General features: G+C 60.3%; 15 protein-coding genes. 10 read left to right on the top strand and 5 right to left on the bottom strand.

The window, feature by feature from the left end:
• Positions 1-57 precede the first annotated feature (57 nt).
• The 3 genes from metF to metB all read right to left on the bottom strand — a co-directional run bounded on the left by metF (position 58) and on the right by metB (position 4,781).
• Positions 58-954, bottom strand: coding sequence for a methylenetetrahydrofolate reductase (gene metF / locus ACRAWE_RS23145; RefSeq protein WP_004931071.1), 897 nt, complete (start codon positions 952-954; stop codon positions 58-60).
• Between the two features lie 228 nt (positions 955-1,182).
• Positions 1,183-3,618 (bottom strand): bifunctional aspartate kinase/homoserine dehydrogenase II, encoded by a 2,436-nt coding sequence (locus tag ACRAWE_RS23150; RefSeq protein ID WP_432525940.1) that lies wholly within the window; start codon positions 3,616-3,618, stop codon positions 1,183-1,185.
• Between the two features lie 2 nt (positions 3,619-3,620).
• Complete coding sequence (gene metB, locus ACRAWE_RS23155; RefSeq protein ID WP_015379413.1) at positions 3,621-4,781, bottom strand: cystathionine gamma-synthase; 1,161 nt, start codon at positions 4,779-4,781, stop codon at positions 3,621-3,623.
• Positions 4,782-5,085: 304 nt separating this feature from the next.
• Between metB and metJ the strand changes: the two genes are divergently transcribed.
• On the top strand, positions 5,086-5,403 hold the full coding sequence (gene metJ, locus ACRAWE_RS23160; RefSeq protein WP_004931076.1) for a met regulon transcriptional regulator MetJ: 318 nt from the start codon (positions 5,086-5,088) through the stop codon (positions 5,401-5,403).
• A gap of 77 nt (positions 5,404-5,480) precedes the next feature.
• Here the strand turns inward: metJ and rpmE are convergent, their stop codons facing one another.
• Positions 5,481-5,696, bottom strand: a complete 216-nt coding sequence (gene rpmE / locus ACRAWE_RS23165) for a 50S ribosomal protein L31 (protein ID WP_004931078.1) — start codon at positions 5,694-5,696, stop codon at positions 5,481-5,483.
• A 200-nt stretch (positions 5,697-5,896) separates the two neighbouring features.
• Here rpmE and priA point away from each other — a divergent pair, with 200 nt between their 5' ends.
• The 7 genes from priA (at position 5,897) to rraA (ending at position 13,954) form a co-directional block, all read left to right on the top strand.
• The gene (priA, locus tag ACRAWE_RS23170; protein WP_432525941.1) at positions 5,897-8,092 is read left to right on the top strand and encodes a primosomal protein N'; all 2,196 of its coding nucleotides are present in this window, start codon (positions 5,897-5,899) and stop codon (positions 8,090-8,092) included.
• Between the two features lie 291 nt (positions 8,093-8,383).
• Positions 8,384-9,412 carry a DNA-binding transcriptional regulator CytR gene (gene cytR, locus ACRAWE_RS23175; protein ID WP_004931082.1) on the top strand — a complete coding sequence of 343 codons (1,029 nt, stop codon included), beginning with the start codon at positions 8,384-8,386 and terminating at the stop codon, positions 9,410-9,412.
• A gap of 65 nt (positions 9,413-9,477) precedes the next feature.
• Positions 9,478-10,413: a cell division protein FtsN gene (ftsN, locus tag ACRAWE_RS23180; RefSeq protein WP_432525942.1), complete on the top strand. Its 936-nt coding sequence runs from the start codon at positions 9,478-9,480 to the stop codon at positions 10,411-10,413.
• 102 nt (positions 10,414-10,515) lie between these two features.
• Positions 10,516-11,046: an ATP-dependent protease subunit HslV gene (hslV, locus tag ACRAWE_RS23185; RefSeq protein WP_004931085.1), complete on the top strand. Its 531-nt coding sequence runs from the start codon at positions 10,516-10,518 to the stop codon at positions 11,044-11,046.
• A gap of 12 nt (positions 11,047-11,058) precedes the next feature.
• Positions 11,059-12,393 carry an HslU--HslV peptidase ATPase subunit gene (gene hslU / locus ACRAWE_RS23190; protein ID WP_004931086.1) on the top strand — a complete coding sequence of 445 codons (1,335 nt, stop codon included), beginning with the start codon at positions 11,059-11,061 and terminating at the stop codon, positions 12,391-12,393.
• An 82-nt stretch (positions 12,394-12,475) separates the two neighbouring features.
• Positions 12,476-13,393, top strand: a complete 918-nt coding sequence (locus tag ACRAWE_RS23195; RefSeq protein WP_015379416.1) for a 1,4-dihydroxy-2-naphthoate polyprenyltransferase — start codon at positions 12,476-12,478, stop codon at positions 13,391-13,393.
• A gap of 75 nt (positions 13,394-13,468) precedes the next feature.
• Positions 13,469-13,954, top strand: a complete 486-nt coding sequence (gene rraA, locus ACRAWE_RS23200; RefSeq protein ID WP_004931090.1) for a ribonuclease E activity regulator RraA — start codon at positions 13,469-13,471, stop codon at positions 13,952-13,954.
• 60 nt (positions 13,955-14,014) lie between these two features.
• Here the strand turns inward: rraA and zapB are convergent, their stop codons facing one another.
• Complete coding sequence (gene zapB, locus ACRAWE_RS23205; protein ID WP_004931092.1) at positions 14,015-14,254, bottom strand: septal ring assembly protein ZapB; 240 nt, start codon at positions 14,252-14,254, stop codon at positions 14,015-14,017.
• Positions 14,255-14,777: 523 nt separating this feature from the next.
• Between zapB and ACRAWE_RS23210 the strand changes: the two genes are divergently transcribed.
• Positions 14,778-15,623, top strand: a complete 846-nt coding sequence (locus tag ACRAWE_RS23210; RefSeq protein ID WP_015379417.1) for an MIP/aquaporin family protein — start codon at positions 14,778-14,780, stop codon at positions 15,621-15,623.
• 42 nt (positions 15,624-15,665) lie between these two features.
• Positions 15,666-17,174 carry a glycerol kinase GlpK gene (gene glpK, locus ACRAWE_RS23215; protein WP_004931097.1) on the top strand — a complete coding sequence of 503 codons (1,509 nt, stop codon included), beginning with the start codon at positions 15,666-15,668 and terminating at the stop codon, positions 17,172-17,174.
• Positions 17,175-17,263 lie beyond the last annotated feature (89 nt).

The raw sequence follows: 17,263 nt of genomic DNA on the forward strand, positions 1-17,263 counted from the left end.
CCCACAAAAAAAGAGCGCCGCGGTAAAGCGACGCCCTTTTTCAATGAAACAAGCCCGTCAGGCGGCGGCCACCGGGCGCACGCCCAGCGTGTGGCAGATGGCGTAGCTCATCTCGGCGCGGTTCAGGGTATAGAAGTGGAAATCTTTCACCCCTTCGCGGCTGAGGATCTTCACCATGTCCATGGCGATGTTGGCGCCGACCATTTTGCGGGTCTCCGCATCGTCGTCCAGCCCTTCGAACATGCTGGTCATCCAGCTCGGCACCCGCACGTTGGTCATGGTGGCGAAGCGCTGCAGCTGCTTGAAGTTGGACACCGGCAGAATGCCCGGCACGATTTCCACGTCGATACCGGCGGCGACGCAGCGGTCGCGAAAGCGCAGGTAGCTCTCGACGTCGAAGAAGAACTGAGTGATGGCGCGACTGGCGCCGGCGTCGATCTTGCGTTTCAGGTTAATCAAATCGGCCTGGGCGCTCTTCGCCTCCGGGTGCACTTCCGGGTAGGCGGCGACGGAAATGTCGAAGTCGCCCACGTCTTTCAGCAGCGCCACCAGATCGGTCGCGTACATGTCCGGCTTGCCGCCGCCCGGCGGCAGATCGCCGCGCAGCGCCACGATATGGCGGATGCCGCTGTTCCAGTAATCGGTCGCGATGTCGCGCAGCTGCGCCGGGCTGGCATCGATGCAGGTCAGGTGCGGCGCCGCCTCCAGGCCGGTGCGTTCCTTGATCCCTTTGATGATGCTGTGGGTGCGATCGCGCTCGCCGGAGTTGGCGCCGTAGGTGACGGAAACGAATTTAGGCTTGAGGATGCTCAGACGATCGATCGACTGCCACAGGGTCTCTTCCATCTCGCTGGTGCGTGGCGGGAAGAACTCGAATGATACGTTAATCTGGCCGTTCAACTCCGCCAGACTCTGATTCAGCGCTTCCCGCTGGTTTGCGTGGAAAAAACTCATACCCTGCTCACCTCTTATCGATCACTGTTTTTATTTCATCTTGATGAGCGTCTATACGTTTAGACGTCTAGATAGAAAATGCCGCATGTTGGCTAAAGAGTCAACAGGAAAATGAGGGGAATAAGATGATTAATCCTCACCCGCTCAACGAGGGAATTTCATGATCGCGACAAAGATAAGTATGGCAGGAAAAGCCAAGGGGCGCGGTGAACCCGCGCCCGCAGAGGATTAAAGCAGCTGCGCCAATCGGTTAAGGTCTGACTGGATCGCGCCGGCGGTGACGTCGCGGCCGGCGCCCGGCCCGCGGATCACCAGCGGATTATCGCGATACCAGCGGCTTTCGATGGCGAACACGTTGTCGCACGGCAGCAGCGAGGCCAGAGGATGCTCAGGGCGCACCGCCTCCACGCCGACCCGCGCCTTGCCGTTGGCGTCGAAACGCGCCACGTGGCGCAGCACCAGGCCCATTTCGCTGGCGGCCTCAAAGCGCTGCTGCATCTGCTGGTTCAGCGCCTCACCGTTCTCGAAGAACTGATCGACAGAGCCCAGCTCGCAGCCCGCCGGCACCAGCGACTCGACCCGCACCTGGTTCGGTTCGATGTCGTAGCCCGCTTCGCGCGCCAGGATCACCAGCTTGCGCATCACGTCCTGGCCGGAGAGATCGACCCGCGGATCCGGTTCGGTCAGCCCCTGCTGCCAGGCCTGATCCACCAGCTCGGTGAACGGCACCGTGCCGTCATACTGCAGGAACAGCCAGGAGAGCGTGCCGGAGAAGATGCCGCTGATCGCCAGAATGCTGTCGCCGCTGTCGCGCAGATCGCGCACCGTGTGGTTGACCGGCAGGCCGGCGCCGACGGTGGCGTTATACAGCCAGTGGCGGCCGGTTTTGGCGAAGGCGTCGCGAATTTGGCGATAGCTGTCGCTGCACGAGGCCCCCGCCAACTTGTTGGCGCTGATCACGTGGAAACCGTAGCTGGCGAAATCCAGATACTGCCCGGCCAGCTCTTCGCTGGCGGTCACGTCAAGCACCACCAGATCGTCGAACGGGTGCGCGCGCATCCACAGGAACAGCGATTCTTCATCCAGCTCCTGCGCTTCGTCCTCAAAGAATGCCAGCGCGCGGCTGGCGTCCAGCCCGTCATAGTTCAGCAGGCTGCGGCGGCTGTCCACCACCCCCGTCAGGATAAATTCGAAGCCGCTGCGCGCGGAGATATTGGTCTGCTCACGGGCGAACAGCTCCAGCCAGCGCGAGCCGATATTGCCCTTGCCGAACAGCACCAGACCGATGCGCTTCTCGGCGCGGAACAGGCTTTGGTGCAGCCCCTGGATCAGCAGCGCGGTCGGCCCCTGGCGCAATACCGCCACCAGGCTGATGCCATCTTCCGCCTGCCAGATGAACTCGACCGGCTGATCTTTCAACTGCTGATAGAAACGGTGGCTGTGCAGCGGGTTCTTGCACACCCCGGCGCCGACCATCGCCACCAGCGCCAACCCTTCACGCAGGCGCAGCTCGCCTGGCAGCGCCGCGGCCTGCAGCGTCGCCAGCGCGCTGTTGACCACCTCGGAGGTGTAACACAGCTGCACCAGGTTGCGGTCAGGGTGGATGCCCACCGCCAGCGGTTTTATCTGCGCGCGCTTGAGCACCAGATCCAACTCTTTCTGCGCCAGTTTGAAGTCATGTTGAGCGGCGACGTGCAGTTCAATCAGGCACACATCGTCGTGGCTGGTGACAATCTTGGCGCCGGTGCCGGACGCCAATACGCGCTCAATGCGCGTCGAGCCCTGCTCCGGCTGATAGCTGCAGCGCAGCTGAAGATCGATATCGCTGCCGGAGACCGGCTGCAGGGTGCGGGTGTGCAACACCGGCGCCGCCAGGCGCGCCAGCTCGCTGGCTTCGTCCAGACGCAGCAGCGGCAGCAGGCAGGCGTCTTTCACCTTGCGCGGATCGGCGCTGTAAACCCCGGCCACGTCGCTCCAGATGGTGACGCGCGCGGCGCCGGCCAGCGCGCCGACCTGAGTGGCGGAGTAGTCGCTGCCGTTACGCCCCAACAGCACGGTTTCCCCGGCGTCGTTGCGCGAAATGAACCCGGTCACCACCAGGCGTTTACCCGGGTGTTGGGCCATCAATTGTTGCAACAGCGGGTAAGAACGGCCTTCATCCACCTGCGGCTGCGCGGCGCGCTCGGCGCGCAGGAAGTCACGCGCATCCAGCCAGGCCGCCTGCATGTCCAGGTGGTTGAGCACCGCCGCCATCAGGCGCGCCGACCAAATCTCGCCGTGCCCGACCACTTCGGCGTAGCACACCTCGTCGACGTTGCCGTCCAGCAGCGCCGCCAGACGTTCCAGATCCTGAATGAACTCGGCGATCAGCGGCTCTGCGCTTTCCGGCGGCAGCAGGCCGCTGATAAGATCGCTGTGATAACGACGCAACGTCTGCTGCACCTGGTGCGCAGACAGGCGATCGCTCTGGCTGAGCTTCAGCCAGTTGATCAACTGGTTGGTGGTACTGCCGGCGGCCGATACCACCATCATGTCGCCCGGCTGGCTGTATTCCGCCATAATCCCGGCCACACGCAGATAACACTTCACATCCGCCAGACTGCTGCCGCCAAACTTGTGCAGTTGACGCCCGCTCACCGGCCCTGCTACAGCAATTGCATTCATGCTTACCTCGTTGCCGCCGCCTGGAAAGCGCGTTCCAGATCGGCAATCAAATCTTCACTGTCTTCAATACCCACGGAAATGCGCAGCAGGCTCTCGGAGATGCCGGCCGCTGCCCGCGCCTCCGCCGCCATGCCGGCGTGAGTCATGGTCGCTGCATGCGAGATCAGGCTTTCTACGCCGCCCAACGATTCTGCCAGAGTAAACAGCTCAAGGGCAGAGAGAAAACGGCGCAGCACCGCTTCATCGCCGTCCAGTTCAAAACTCAGCATCGCGCCGAAACCGCGCTGCTGACGACGGGCGATCTCATGCCCCGGATTCTCCGGCAGGGAGGGATGATACAGCTTTTTCACCAGCGGTTGCTGCTGTAAATAGTCAACAATCGCTTCAGCGTTTTGTTGCGCCGCCTTGATGCGCGGCGACAGCGTGCGCATGCCGCGCAGCAACAGATAACTGTCGAACGCGCCGCCGGTCACGCCAATGTTGTTCGCCCACCAGGCCAGCTCGACCGCCAGCTCGGGATCTTTGGCAATCACCGCCCCGGCCACCACGTCCGAATGCCCGTTCAGGTATTTGGTGCAAGAATGGACCACCAGATCGGCACCGAGTTCGATCGGCTGTTGCAGGGCCGGGCTGAGGAAGGTGTTGTCCACCACCGTCAACGCGCCCGCCGCATGCGCGGCAGCGCAGATCGCCGCGATGTCCACCACCCGCAGCAGCGGATTGCTGGGGCTTTCTATCAGCACCAGCTTCGGCTTCTGCGCCAGCGCCTGCTGCAGGGCTTCTTCATTACCCTGATCGACGAACAGCACGCGATAGGCGCCGCGCTTGCTCAGGCTGTCGAACAGCCGATAGCTGCCGCCGTAGCAGTCGTGCGGCGCCACCAGCAGATCGCCGGGCTTCAACAACACGGTGGTCACCAGATGGATCGCCGACATCCCGCTGCCGGTCATCACCGCGCCGGCGCCGCCTTCCAGCTCCGCCAACGCGCGCTGCACTACGTCGCGCGTCGGGTTGCCGCGTCGCGAGTAGTCATGGGCTCGGGGTTGGTTGAAGTCGGTAAAGTTATAGGTGCTGGACAAATGAATCGGCGGGACAACGCAGCCGTACTGTTCGTCGTCGTTCAGGCCGCTGCGTACGGCAATCGTGGCTGGTTTACGCGTCATGGGCTCGCTCGGCTCTCGGTTCGGTGGATGAGGCCTAAAGAGTAATCGCAGGATTGATAGACGTCAATACATCTGGACATCTAAACTTCTTTGCGTATAGATTGAGCAATGACACAATACCCGCTAAAATTATGCCGATATGACATGACGATAAGATGTTAAGCGGCAATGCCTGGCCGAAGCGGGGCATTCAGTGACCCTGGTCGCGTAAAATTGACATTTATTTAGTGAGAACAGTGAAGATCGGGCATAATTGGCCGGTTTTTAGAATTTTGTAATTTTTCTGACAAAGTTAAGGTGTCCCATGGCTGAGTGGAACGGCGAGTATGTCAGCCCTTACGCTGAACACGGTAAAAAAAGCGAGCAAGTCAAAAAGATCACGGTATCCATTCCGCTGAAGGTCCTGAAAATCCTTACCGACGAACGGACCCGTCGCCAGGTGAACAACCTGCGCCACGCCACCAACAGCGAACTGCTGTGCGAAGCGTTTCTGCATGCCTTTACCGGCCAGCCGCTGCCGAACGATGAAGACCTGCGCAAAGAGCGCAGCGATGAAATCCCGGAAGCCGCAAAAGCGTTGATGCGCGAACTGGGTGTCGATCCCGATACCTGGGAATATTGAGAACCGCCCGGCGAACGCCGGCGGCAGAAAAGAAAAAAGGCGCCCAGGGCGCCTTTTTCATCGGTCGATAAGAAATCTTATTTCTTAGCGCCTGGTACGCTGAAACGCTTGTTGAAGCGGTCAACGCGGCCACCGGTAGCAACGTCACGCTGCTTGCCAGTGTAGAACGGGTGGCATGCGCCACAAACGTCCAGGTTCAGATCGTGGCCCACGGTGGAGCGGATCTTCATCACGTTACCGCAAGAGCAGTTAGCAGTAACTTCTTCGTATTTTGGGTGGATACCTTGTTTCATGGGAAACCTCAGTTAAGGCCGTGTCGCTATCCAGCCCTGTTTCGCCAGACACCACACGTGGTTGATAATAGAATTTTGGTATCGAATTATACCAAAGGCGGCAAATTATACAGCATTAGCCGGGGCGCGCAATCGGAACCGTACATTTGCCGATGCGCCGTGTAAACTGATGCCCACTTTTTTTCAATTTGGATGAGATCATGCCCGTCGTACACGTTGCTTTGCCGGTCCCCCTCGCCCGCACCTTCGACTATCTGCTGCCGCCCGGCATGCAGCCGGTGGCCGGCGCGCGCGTGGGCGTGCCCTGGGGCAAGCAGCATGCAATCGGCATCGTCACCGGCTGCAGCGACACCAGCGAACTGCCGCTGGACAAGCTCAAACCGATCGACAGCGTGATCGACACCGAGTCGCTGTTCTCTCCCAGCCTGTGGCGCATCCTGCGCTGGGCCAGCGATTACTATCACTATCCCATCGGTGAAGTGCTGTTCCATGCGCTGCCGATCCTGCTGCGCCAAGGCAAACCGGCCGAGGCCGCGCCGCTGTGGCAGTGGTTCGCCACCGAAGAGGGGCGCGCCACGCCGCCCGAAAGCCTGAAACGCGCGCCGAAACAGCAGCAGGCGCTGGCGGCGCTGTTGCAACGCCCGGTCTATCGCCATCAAGTCAGCCAGCTTGAGCTGACGGAAAGCGCTCTACAGGCGCTGCGCGCCAAAGGGCTGATCGACCTGCGTGCTCAGGTCGCGGCCACGCAGGACTGGCGCCCCAATTTCGCGGTGCTTGGCGAGCGGCTGCGGCTGAATACCGAACAGGCCACCGCCGTCGGGGCGATCAGAAGCGAGGATGAGCAGTTCGCCGCCTGGCTGCTGGCCGGGGTCACCGGCTCCGGCAAGACCGAGGTGTATCTCAGCGTGCTGGAGAACGTGTTGGCCAAAGGCCGGCAGGCGCTGGTGCTGGTGCCGGAAATCGGCCTGACGCCACAAACCATCGCCCGCTTTCGCGAGCGCTTCAACGCGCCGGTGGACGTGCTGCACTCCGGACTGAACGACAGCGAACGGCTGGCGGTTTGGCTGCGCGCGCGCAGCGGCGAAGCCGCGATCGTCATCGGCACCCGCTCGGCGCTGTTCACGCCGTTCCGGCAACTGGGCGTAATCATCATCGACGAAGAGCACGACAGCTCTTATAAACAGCAGGAAGGCTGGCGCTACCATGCCCGCGATCTGGCGGTGTTTCGCGCCCGGGAAGAGGACATCCCGATGGTGATGGGCTCCGCCACGCCGGCACTGGAAACGCTGCACAACGTGCAGCTGGGCAAATATCGCCAGTTAAAGCTCACCCAGCGCGCGGGCAACGCCAAACCGGCGGCGCAGCATCTGATCGATCTGAAAGGTTTGCCGCTGAAGGTCGGCCTGTCGCAGCCGCTTTTGAAAAGCATGCAGCACCATTTAAAAGCCGGCAATCAGGTGATGCTGTTCCTCAACCGCCGCGGCTATGCCCCGGCGCTGTTGTGCCACGAATGCGGCTGGATCGCCGAGTGCCAGCGCTGCGATCACTATTACACCTTCCACCAGCATCAGCGCCAGCTGCGCTGCCACCACTGCGACAGCCAGCGGCCGGTGCCGCACCAATGCCCGCAGTGCGGCTCCACCCACCTGGTATCAGTCGGCGTCGGCACCGAGCAGCTGGAGCAGGAGCTGGCGCCGCTGTTCCCCGACACGCCGATCACCCGCATCGATCGCGACACCACCAGCCGTAAAGGGGCGCTGGAGCAGCACCTGGCGGATATTCATCGCGGCGAAGCGCGCATTCTGATCGGCACGCAGATGCTGGCCAAGGGCCACCATTTTCCCGACGTCACGCTGGTGGCGTTGCTGGACGTGGACGGCGCGTTGTTCTCCGCCGACTTCCGCTCCGCCGAGCGTTTCGCTCAGCTCTATACCCAGGTCTCCGGGCGCGCGGGCCGAGCGGGCAAACAGGGTGAAGTGCTGCTGCAAACCCACCACCCGGAGCACCCGTTATTGCAGGTGCTGCTGCAACAAGGTTACGACGCCTTCGCCAAACAGACGCTGGCGGAGCGCAGCAGCGTGTTTCTGCCGCCCTACACCAGCCACATCATCGTGCGCGCCGAAGATCACGATAACCAACAGGCCCCGCTGTTCCTGCAGCAGCTGCGCAACCTGCTGGAAGCCAGCCCGCTGAAGGACGATTCGCTGTGGGTGATGGGCCCGGTGCCGGCGCTGCAATCCAAACGCGGCGGCCGTTTCCGCTGGCAGCTGCTGCTGCAGCACCCGACGCGGCGCGTCCTGCAACAGCTGATGAAAAGCTCGCTGCCGCTGATCGGCACCCTGCCGCAAACACGCAAGGTGAAATGGACGCTGGATGTCGATCCGATCGACAGCTGATCCCGGAAAAGTCCGATTTAGCTGCCGCAGTGCAAACGTTTACCCTTGAAATTGCGAGCGAACGCTAAAAAACCTTCTCAGGTCACATTTTTTATGCAAATTAGGTAACAAAGGCGGGGCGTATTCTGTTTAGAATGTCTGCGAGGGCAAATTTTGTCGCCACATCGCAGCGCGACGGAGTGCCCGAACGCGAGTGGCGCTCAATGACAACAATCTCGCCACCGCATGCCGGACATTGTGAGCAAACAGCAGTAGTGGCGTCGGCATGGGGCTGACGCAAGGAGAAAGGCGTTGGAACACAAGAAAGAGTTATCCATGGCGACCATGAAAGACGTCGCCGAAATGGCGGGCGTTTCAACGGCTACCGTATCGCGTGCGCTGATGAACCCGGAAAAGGTGTCAACGCCAACGCGCCAGAAAGTGGAACAGGCCGTGCTGGCCGTAGGTTATTCTCCTCATGCTCTGTCACGCAATATCAAACGCAACGAATCCCGCACCATCCTGGTGATCGTGCCCGACATCTGCGATCCGTTTTTCGCCGATGTGATCCAGGGGATCGAACAGACCGCGGCCCAACAAGGTTATCTGGTGCTGATCGGCGACTGCGCGCAGCAAAATCAGCAAGAGCGCACCTTCGTCAATCTGATCATCACCAAACAGATCGACGGTATGCTGCTGCTGGGCTCCAACCTGCCGTTTGACGCCAGCAAGGAAGAGCAGCGCAACCTGCCGCCGATGGTGATGGCCAACGAGTTTGCCCCTGAGCTGGAACTGCCGACGGTGCACATCGACAACCTGACCGCCGCCTTTGAAGCCGTGCATTATTTGCATCAATTGGGCCACCGGCAGATCGCCTGCGTCGCCGGGCCGGAACAGATGCCGCTGAGCCATTATCGGCTGCAGGGTTACGTTCAAGCGCTACGTCGTAATGGCATTACCGTCGAAAGCAGCTATATTACCCGGGGTGATTTTACCTACGAAGCCGGCGCGCAAGCGCTGACGGCGCTGATGGCTCAGCCGAAACCGCCGACGGCGGTGTTCTGCCACAGCGACGTCATGGCGATCGGCGTGCTGTCCCAGGCGAAGAAAATGGGGTTGCGGGTACCGCAGGATCTGTCGATCGTCGGCTTTGACGACCTCAAGCTGGCGCAGTATTGCGATCCGCCGCTGACCACGGTGGCGCAGCCGCGCTTCCAGATCGGCCAACAGGCGATGTTGCTGCTGCTGGAGCAGTTGAACGGCCAGACGGTGGCCAGCGGCTCCCGGCTATTGGACAGTGAATTGATTATCAGAGGCAGCACCGCTGCTCCGAAACGCTAGTCAAATATTTTAGGGTTCAGTAACATGACGGACTTATCCTCTCATCAGGACACAGCGGAATAATAGTGGCACAAAAAGACTATGTAAGCCGTGGGCGCGCAGCAGGAGCTAAGCGCAAAACCCCCAGCCGTAAAAAACGCAGTTCTCCGAAGGTTTCCAAAACCGTGCTGGCGTTAGCCGTCGCGTTGCTGGTTGTCTTTGTCGGTGGCCTCTATTTCATTACGCACAACAAGCCGGAAGACGCGCCGTTGTTGCCTGCGCACACCACTCGCCCAGGCAACGGCCTGCCGCCGAAGCCCGAAGAGCGCTGGCGCTATATCAAAGAGCTGGAAAACCGCCAGATCGGCGTACAAACCCCGACCGAACCGACGGCAGGCGGCGAGCTCAATTCCAAAACTCAGCTGACCGCCGAACAACGGCAACTGCTGGAGCAGATGCAGGCCGACATGCAGCAGCGCCCGACGCAGTTGAACGAAGTGCCGTATAACGATCCGGGCCAGGCCAACGCGCGCAGCAATCGCCAGCAGCAGCAGATGCAACAACAGCAAATGCAGCAGCAGCCGGTACAGCAACCGCAGCAGGTCACTCAGCCGCCGCGCAACCCGTTCAACAACGGGGCCACCACCGCGCCGGTGCAGCAGCACCAGCAGCCGAAGCCGGCCACCCAGCAACCGGTGCAGGTGAAACAGCCTGAGCCGAAGCCGCAACCGAAGCCGGAGCCCAAACCGGAAGTGAAACAGGAAACGGCCAAGCAGGACACCAAACCGGAATCGAAACAGAAGTGGATGGTGCAATGCGGTTCGTTCCGCGCCACCGATCAGGCTGAATCCGTGCGTGCGCGCCTGGCGTTCGAGGGCATCGAGAGCCGCATCACCACCGGCGGCGGCTGGAATCGCGTAGTGCTCGGCCCCTACAGCAGCCGCGCCGCAGCGGACAAAACCCTTTCGCGCCTGAAGGGCGTCGGCATGTCGAGTTGCATTCCCCTCTCCGTTGGGGGTTGAAAAGCGTCAATCCCCCCCCATCTATACTCTCAATATGCCTCGTAGCGTCTGCGAAAGCAGGCGCTGCGGGGACTTCTTTCCGTCTTTAACGAGGGTCTGCTCGTGACAACAATTGTAAGCGTACGCCGCAACGGCCAGGTCGTCATCGGTGGTGATGGCCAGGCAACCCTGGGTAATACGGTGATGAAGGGTAACGTCAAGAAAGTGCGTCGCCTGTATAACGACAAAGTGATCGCCGGTTTCGCCGGTGGCACCGCTGACGCCTTCACGCTGTTTGAACTGTTTGAACGCAAACTGGAAATGCATCAGGGCCACCTGGTGAAAGCCGCCGTCGAGCTGGCGAAAGACTGGCGCACCGACCGCATGCTGCGCAAGCTCGAAGCGCTGCTGGCGGTCGCCGATGAAACCGCCTCGCTGATCATCACCGGCAACGGCGATGTGGTGCAGCCGGAAAACGATCTGATCGCCATCGGTTCCGGCGGCCCGTACGCCCAGGCTGCCGCCCGCGCCATGTTGGAAAATACCGAACTGAGCGCCCGCGACATCGTTGAGAAATCCCTCAACATCGCCGGCGACATCTGTATTTACACCAACCATTTCCACACCATTGAAGAATTGCCTTCCAAAGCGTAAGGATCGAATACCATGTCTGAAATGACCCCGCGCGAGATCGTCAGCGAACTGGACAGCTATATCATTGGCCAAAACAAGGCCAAACGCGCTGTCGCCATTGCCCTGCGCAACCGCTGGCGCCGGATGCAGCTCAACGAGATGCTGCGTCACGAAGTGACCCCGAAAAACATTCTGATGATCGGCCCGACCGGCGTCGGTAAAACCGAAATCGCCCGCCGTCTGGCGAAGCTGGCCAACGCGCCGTTCATCAAGGTTGAAGCCACCAAGTTCACCGAAGTGGGCTATGTGGGCAAAGAAGTGGACTCCATCATCCGCGATCTGACCGATGCCGCCATCAAAATGGTGCGCATGCAGTCGATCGAGAAAAACCGCACCCGCGCCGAAGAGTTGGCCGAAGAGCGCATTCTCGACGTGCTGATCCCGCCGGCCAAAAACAACTGGGGCCAGCCGGAAGAAAATCAGGAACCGTCCGCCGCCCGCCAGGCATTCCGCAAGAAACTGCGCGAAGGCCAGCTGGATGACAAAGAGATCGAAATCGATCTGGCCGCCGCGCCGATGGGCGTGGAAATCATGGCGCCTCCTGGCATGGAAGAGATGACCAACCAGCTGCAGTCGATGTTCCAGAACCTCGGCGGCCAGAAGCAAAAACCGCGCAAGCTGAAGATCAAAGAAGCCTTCAAGCTGCTGGTGGAAGAAGAAGCCGCCAAGCTGGTGAATCCGGAAGAGCTGAAAGAGCAGGCGATCGAAGCGGTTGAGCAGCACGGCATCGTGTTTATCGATGAGATCGACAAAATCTGTAAGCGCGGCGGCCAAAGCTCCGGCCCGGATGTCTCGCGCGAAGGCGTGCAGCGCGATCTGCTGCCGCTGGTGGAAGGCTGCACCGTGTCCACCAAGCACGGCATGGTGAAGACCGACCACATCCTGTTCATCGCTTCCGGCGCGTTCCAGACCGCCAATCCGTCGGATCTGATCCCGGAACTGCAGGGCCGTCTGCCGATCCGCGTTGAGCTGCAGGCGCTGACCACCGAAGACTTCGAGCGCATCCTGACCGAGCCGAGCGCGTCGCTGACCGAGCAGTACAAAGCGCTGATGGGCACCGAAGGCGTCAACATCGAGTTCACCGCCGACGGCATCCGCCGCATCGCCGAAGCCGCGTGGCAGGTCAACGAAAGCACCGAGAACATCGGCGCGCGTCGTCTGCACACAGTGCTGGAGCGTCTGATGGAAGATATTTCCTACGATGCGAGTGAAATTAATGGCCAATCCATTACAATTGATGCGGATTACGTGCGCAGTCATCTGGATGAACTGGTGGCGGATGAAGATTTGAGTCGTTTTATCCTATAATCGCTCAATCATTGTCTTGTCAGTCATCTGTGTGGGAGGCATTGCCTCCCACAATTATTTCTAACGGACACAGAAGCGAAACATGAGCTCATCAACCTCCACCACCCCGATTTCCGCCTGGCTGGAAAGTCTACGCCCCCGCACCCTGCCGCTGGCCTTTGCCTCCATCGTGGTCGGCTCGGCAATCGCCGCCTGGCACGGTAGCCTGAAACCGGAAGTAGCGCTCCTGGCGCTGTTGACCGCCGGCCTGCTGCAGATCCTCTCCAACCTGGCGAACGACTACGGCGATGCGGTCAAAGGCAGCGACAAAGAAGATCGCATCGGGCCATTGCGCGGCATGCAGAAAGGCATGATCACCCAGGCGCAGATGAAACGGGCGCTGGTGGTGACGGTGGTGCTGATCGCCCTCGCCGGCTGTTCGCTGATCGCCGTCGCCTGTGAGCAACCCAGCGACGTGGTGGGTTTCCTGGTGCTGGGCGGGCTGTCCATCGTGGCGGCCATCACCTACACCGTCGGCAACAAGCCCTACGGATATTTGGGGCTGGGCGATATCTCGGTGCTGGTGTTCTTCGGCTGGCTGAGCGTGGCCGGCACCTACTATCTGCAGACGCACACCTTCGACAGCGTCGTGATGCTGCCGGCCACCGCCTGCGGCCTGCTGGCGACGGCGGTGCTCAACATCAACAATCTGCGCGATATCGAAAGCGATCGCGAAAACGGCAAGAATACGCTGGCAGTGCGTCTCGGCCCGCACAAGGCGCGCATTTACCACGCCCTGCTGCTCGGCGGCGCGGTGCTGTGTTTCGCGCTGTTCACGCTGTTCAACCTCCACAGCCCGTGGGGTTGGCTGTTCGTGCTGGCGATCCCGCTGCTGGTGCGCCACGGCCTGCGCGTGCTGCGCGATCCGACGCCGGTCGGCATGCGGCCGATGCTGGAACACATGGTCAAAGCGGCGTTGCTGGCCAACCTGCTGTTCGCCATCGGCGTGGCGCTCAGTTAAAAACTGATGATTTTGCCAACAGGGCGAATAAAGGGATATACTGAACATTCCAGCGGCAAACAGACGTAAAATCCTATGAAATACGATACTTCCGAACTTTGCGACATCTATCATGAAGAGGTGAACGTTGTTGAACCTCTGTTCTCCAATTTTGGCGGGCGTACTTCATTTGGCGGGCAGATCACCACGGTGAAATGCTTTGAGGATAACGGCCTGTTGTTCGATCTGCTTGAAGAAAACGGTCGCGGCCGCGTGCTGTTGGTCGACGGCGGCGGTTCGGTACGCCGGGCGCTGATCAACGCCGAACTGGCGCGCCTGGCCGCCCAGAACGAATGGGAAGGCATCGTGGTGTACGGCGCGGTGCGCCAGGTGGACGATCTGGAAGAGCTCGACATCGGCATTCAGGCGATGGCGGCGATCCCGGCGGGTGCCGTAAGCGAAGGCGTGGGCGAAAGCGATATCCGCGTCAACTTCGGTGGCGTCACCTTCTTCTCAGGCGACCACCTGTATGCCGACAATACCGGCATCATCCTCTCCGAAGACCCGCTCGACATCGAGTGATTTTCGGACATGAAAAAGGGCGCCTCAGGCGCCCTTTTCGTTGCTGCATGGCGTAAGGAATCAAACCTCTTCCATTTTGCCCAGCAGCGCGCGCAGGCGATCTTGCCATACGTGCTGTTCTTCTTTCAGCTGTTGGTTTTCACGCACCAGCGCTTCGTGGTTGCCGGAGGCAGCCTGAACTTCCTGCGACAGAGAGTTGTTTTTGTCTTTCAGCTCTTCAATTTCCATCTGCAACAAGGTGATGGTATCAATCGCCTGCTGTACTTTTGCTTCCAGTTTCTCAAATACTTCAAATGACATGCTTCAGTCCCCTCATGATAGCAAGGCGTACATCTATAAGTAGCGGCCGCAACGTCGGCTGCAGCTACTGCGAATATTGCATCGCGCTCAGTGACGCGCGCCGTTACGAAAGGCGCGCCGGTCTCGATTCGTTAAAAACGATTGTAAGTAGCCAGTCTCCGCCTGTCTAGCAACATACCGGATCATCGCGCAGTCTGTTGCAATTTTCCTGCCCTCGCCATCAGCAAAAACTGAAAATCCCCATCGCCGCCACCGCGAGTTGTTAACGCCCCTCGCTAAACCACTGGTCAGATCACACTTTTATGGCTCAGAAAGAACACTAAACGACGCGAAATCGCTCAATTTTATGACGCGCCACACACATTTTGATTTCGCTATTTCTCGTTTATGTTCGTTAACGATAAATTTACATCACGTCCTCATTCAATAATTGGACGAGATGAAAAAACTGTGCCCATAGGTCAGATGTATACCTGGCTGAGCCTATAAACCAACAACCGCCGTTTTGCAGGACACCAACATTATGAGCCAAACCACCAGTCCGACATTAAAAGGCCAGTGCATCGCCGAGTTCCTCGGCACGGCGCTGCTGATCTTCTTTGGCGTAGGCTGCGTTGCCGCGCTGAAACTGGCGGGCGCCAGCTTCGGCCAGTGGGAAATCAGCATCATTTGGGGCCTGGGCGTCGCCATGGCCATCTATCTGACCGCCGCGATTTCCGGTGCGCATCTCAACCCGGCGGTCACCCTCGCCCTGTGGCTGTTCGCCTGCTTCGACGGGCGCAAAGTGGTGCCTTACATCATTGCGCAGGTCGCCGGCGCCTTCTGCGCCGCGGCCTTGGTCTACGGGCTGTACTACAATCTGTTCTTCGACTTCGAAGCGGCCCACCACATGGTGCGCGGCAGCAACGAAAGCCTCGAACTGGCCGGCATCTTCTCGACTTACCCTAACGCGCACATCTCCGTCGGCCAGGCCTTCCTGGTAGAAATGGTGATCGCTGCAATCCTGATGTGCCTGATCCTGGCGCTGACCGACGACGGCAACGGCATTCCGCGCGGCCCGCTGGCGCCGCTGCTGATCGGTATTCTGATTGCCGTGATCGGCGCCTCCATGGGACCATTGACCGGCTTTGCGTTGAACCCGGCGCGTGACTTCGGGCCGAAACTGTTCGCCTACCTGGCCGGCTGGGGCAAAGTCGCCTTCACCGGCGCACGCGACATCCCGTACTTCCTGGTGCCGATCTTCGCCCCTATCGTCGGCTGTGGCCTGGGCGCTTTCGGTTACCGCGCGCTGATTGGCCGCCACCTGCCGTGCGACGTCTGCGTGACGGAAGAAGAGCCTGACGCCAAGACCCAGCAGCGTAAAGCGTGATGGGTGCAGTTTTACACGGTTAACAACAGCAGGATAATTACCATGACTGTAGAAAAAAAATACATTGTCGCACTCGACCAAGGGACCACCAGCTCACGTGCCGTCGTGCTCGATCACGACGCCAACATCGTTGCAGTATCGCAGCGCGAATTCCCGCAGATCTATCCAAAGGCCGGCTGGGTTGAGCACGACCCAATGGAGATCTGGGCGTCGCAAAGTTCGACGCTGGTAGAAGTGCTGGCGAAAGCCGACATCAATTCCGATCAGATCGCCGGCATCGGCATCACCAACCAGCGCGAAACCACCATCGTCTGGGAAAAAGAGACCGGCAAGCCGATTTACAACGCCATCGTTTGGCAGTGCCGCCGCACCGCCGACATCTGCGAGAAGCTCAAGCGCGACGGCCTGGAAGAGTACATCCGTCACAACACCGGCCTGGTGGTTGACCCGTACTTCTCCGGCACCAAGGTGAAGTGGATCCTGGACAACGTCGAAGGCGCCCGCGAGCGCGCCAAGCGCGGCGAACTGCTGTTCGGCACCGTGGATACCTGGCTGGTGTGGAAAATGACCCAGGGGCGCGTACACGTCACCGATTACACCAACGCCTCACGCACCATGATGTTCAACATCCACGAACTGGACTGGGACGAGCGCATGCTGGAAGTGCTGGATATCCCGCGCGCCATGCTGCCGAAAGTCCGCCCGTCCTCCGAAGTGTACGGCCAGACCAACATCGGCGGTAAGGGCGGCACGCGTATTCCTATCGCCGGTATCGCCGGTGACCAGCAGGCGGCACTGTACGGCCAGCTGTGCGTTCAACCGGGCATGGCGAAGAACACCTACGGCACCGGCTGCTTCCTGCTGATGAACACCGGCAAAGAAGCGGTGCGTTCGAAAAACGGTCTGCTGACCACCATCGCCTGCGGCCCACGCGGCGAAGTGAACTATGCGCTGGAAGGCGCGGTGTTCATCGGCGGTGCGTCTATCCAGTGGCTGCGCGACGAGCTGAAACTGATCAGCGACGCCGCCGACTCCGAATATTTCGCCACCAAGGTGAAAGACAGCAACGGCGTCTATGTGGTGCCGGCCTTCACCGGCCTGGGCGCGCCCTACTGGGATCCGTATGCCCGCGGCGCCATCTTCGGCCTGACCCGTGGTGCCAACAGCAACCACATCATCCGCGCCACGCTGGAATCCATCGCCTTCCAGACCCGTGACGTGCTGGACGCCATGCAGGCCGACGCCAACACCCGCCTGCAATCGCTGCGCGTGGACGGCGGCGCGGTCGCCAACAACTTCCTGATGCAGTTCCAGTCCGATATTCTCGGCACCCGCGTAGAACGCCCTGAAGTGCGTGAATCGACGGCGCTGGGCGCGGCGTTCCTGGCGGGCCTGGCCATCGGCTACTGGAACGATCTGGATGAAGTGAAGAGCAAAGCGGTGGTTGAGCGTGAATTCCGCCCAAGCATCGAAACCACCGAACGCAACTACCGCTACAGCGGCTGGAAAAAAGCGGTGGCTCGCGCTCAGGCATGGGAAGATCACGAGTAATCCCGAAGCTGCCGTTTCGCCAACAAGCGCTGCCTGCGGGCGGCGCTTTTTTTTGCCCCGCCCTGCCGCCACCGCGCTGTGATAGACTT

Source organism: Serratia sp. BFP-2025, assembly GCF_050880365.1.
Taxonomy (GTDB): domain Bacteria; phylum Pseudomonadota; class Gammaproteobacteria; order Enterobacterales; family Enterobacteriaceae; genus Serratia; species Serratia surfactantfaciens.

What these genes read in the sequence shown, in the direction of transcription:
- metF (WP_004931071.1), bottom strand. Translation starts at nt 954, where the DNA reads ATGAGTTTTTTCCACGCAAACCAGCGGGAAGCGCTGAATCAGAGTCTG.
- ACRAWE_RS23150 (WP_432525940.1), bottom strand. Translation starts at nt 3,618, where the DNA reads ATGAATGCAATTGCTGTAGCAGGGCCGGTGAGCGGGCGTCAACTGCAC.
- metB (WP_015379413.1), bottom strand. Translation starts at nt 4,781, where the DNA reads ATGACGCGTAAACCAGCCACGATTGCCGTACGCAGCGGCCTGAACGAC.
- metJ (WP_004931076.1), top strand. Translation starts at nt 5,086, where the DNA reads ATGGCTGAGTGGAACGGCGAGTATGTCAGCCCTTACGCTGAACACGGT.
- rpmE (WP_004931078.1), bottom strand. Translation starts at nt 5,696, where the DNA reads ATGAAACAAGGTATCCACCCAAAATACGAAGAAGTTACTGCTAACTGC.
- priA (WP_432525941.1), top strand. Translation starts at nt 5,897, where the DNA reads ATGCCCGTCGTACACGTTGCTTTGCCGGTCCCCCTCGCCCGCACCTTC.
- hslU (WP_004931086.1), top strand. Translation starts at nt 11,059, where the DNA reads ATGTCTGAAATGACCCCGCGCGAGATCGTCAGCGAACTGGACAGCTAT.
- ACRAWE_RS23195 (WP_015379416.1), top strand. Translation starts at nt 12,476, where the DNA reads ATGAGCTCATCAACCTCCACCACCCCGATTTCCGCCTGGCTGGAAAGT.
- rraA (WP_004931090.1), top strand. Translation starts at nt 13,469, where the DNA reads ATGAAATACGATACTTCCGAACTTTGCGACATCTATCATGAAGAGGTG.
- zapB (WP_004931092.1), bottom strand. Translation starts at nt 14,254, where the DNA reads ATGTCATTTGAAGTATTTGAGAAACTGGAAGCAAAAGTACAGCAGGCG.
- ACRAWE_RS23210 (WP_015379417.1), top strand. Translation starts at nt 14,778, where the DNA reads ATGAGCCAAACCACCAGTCCGACATTAAAAGGCCAGTGCATCGCCGAG.
- glpK (WP_004931097.1), top strand. Translation starts at nt 15,666, where the DNA reads ATGACTGTAGAAAAAAAATACATTGTCGCACTCGACCAAGGGACCACC.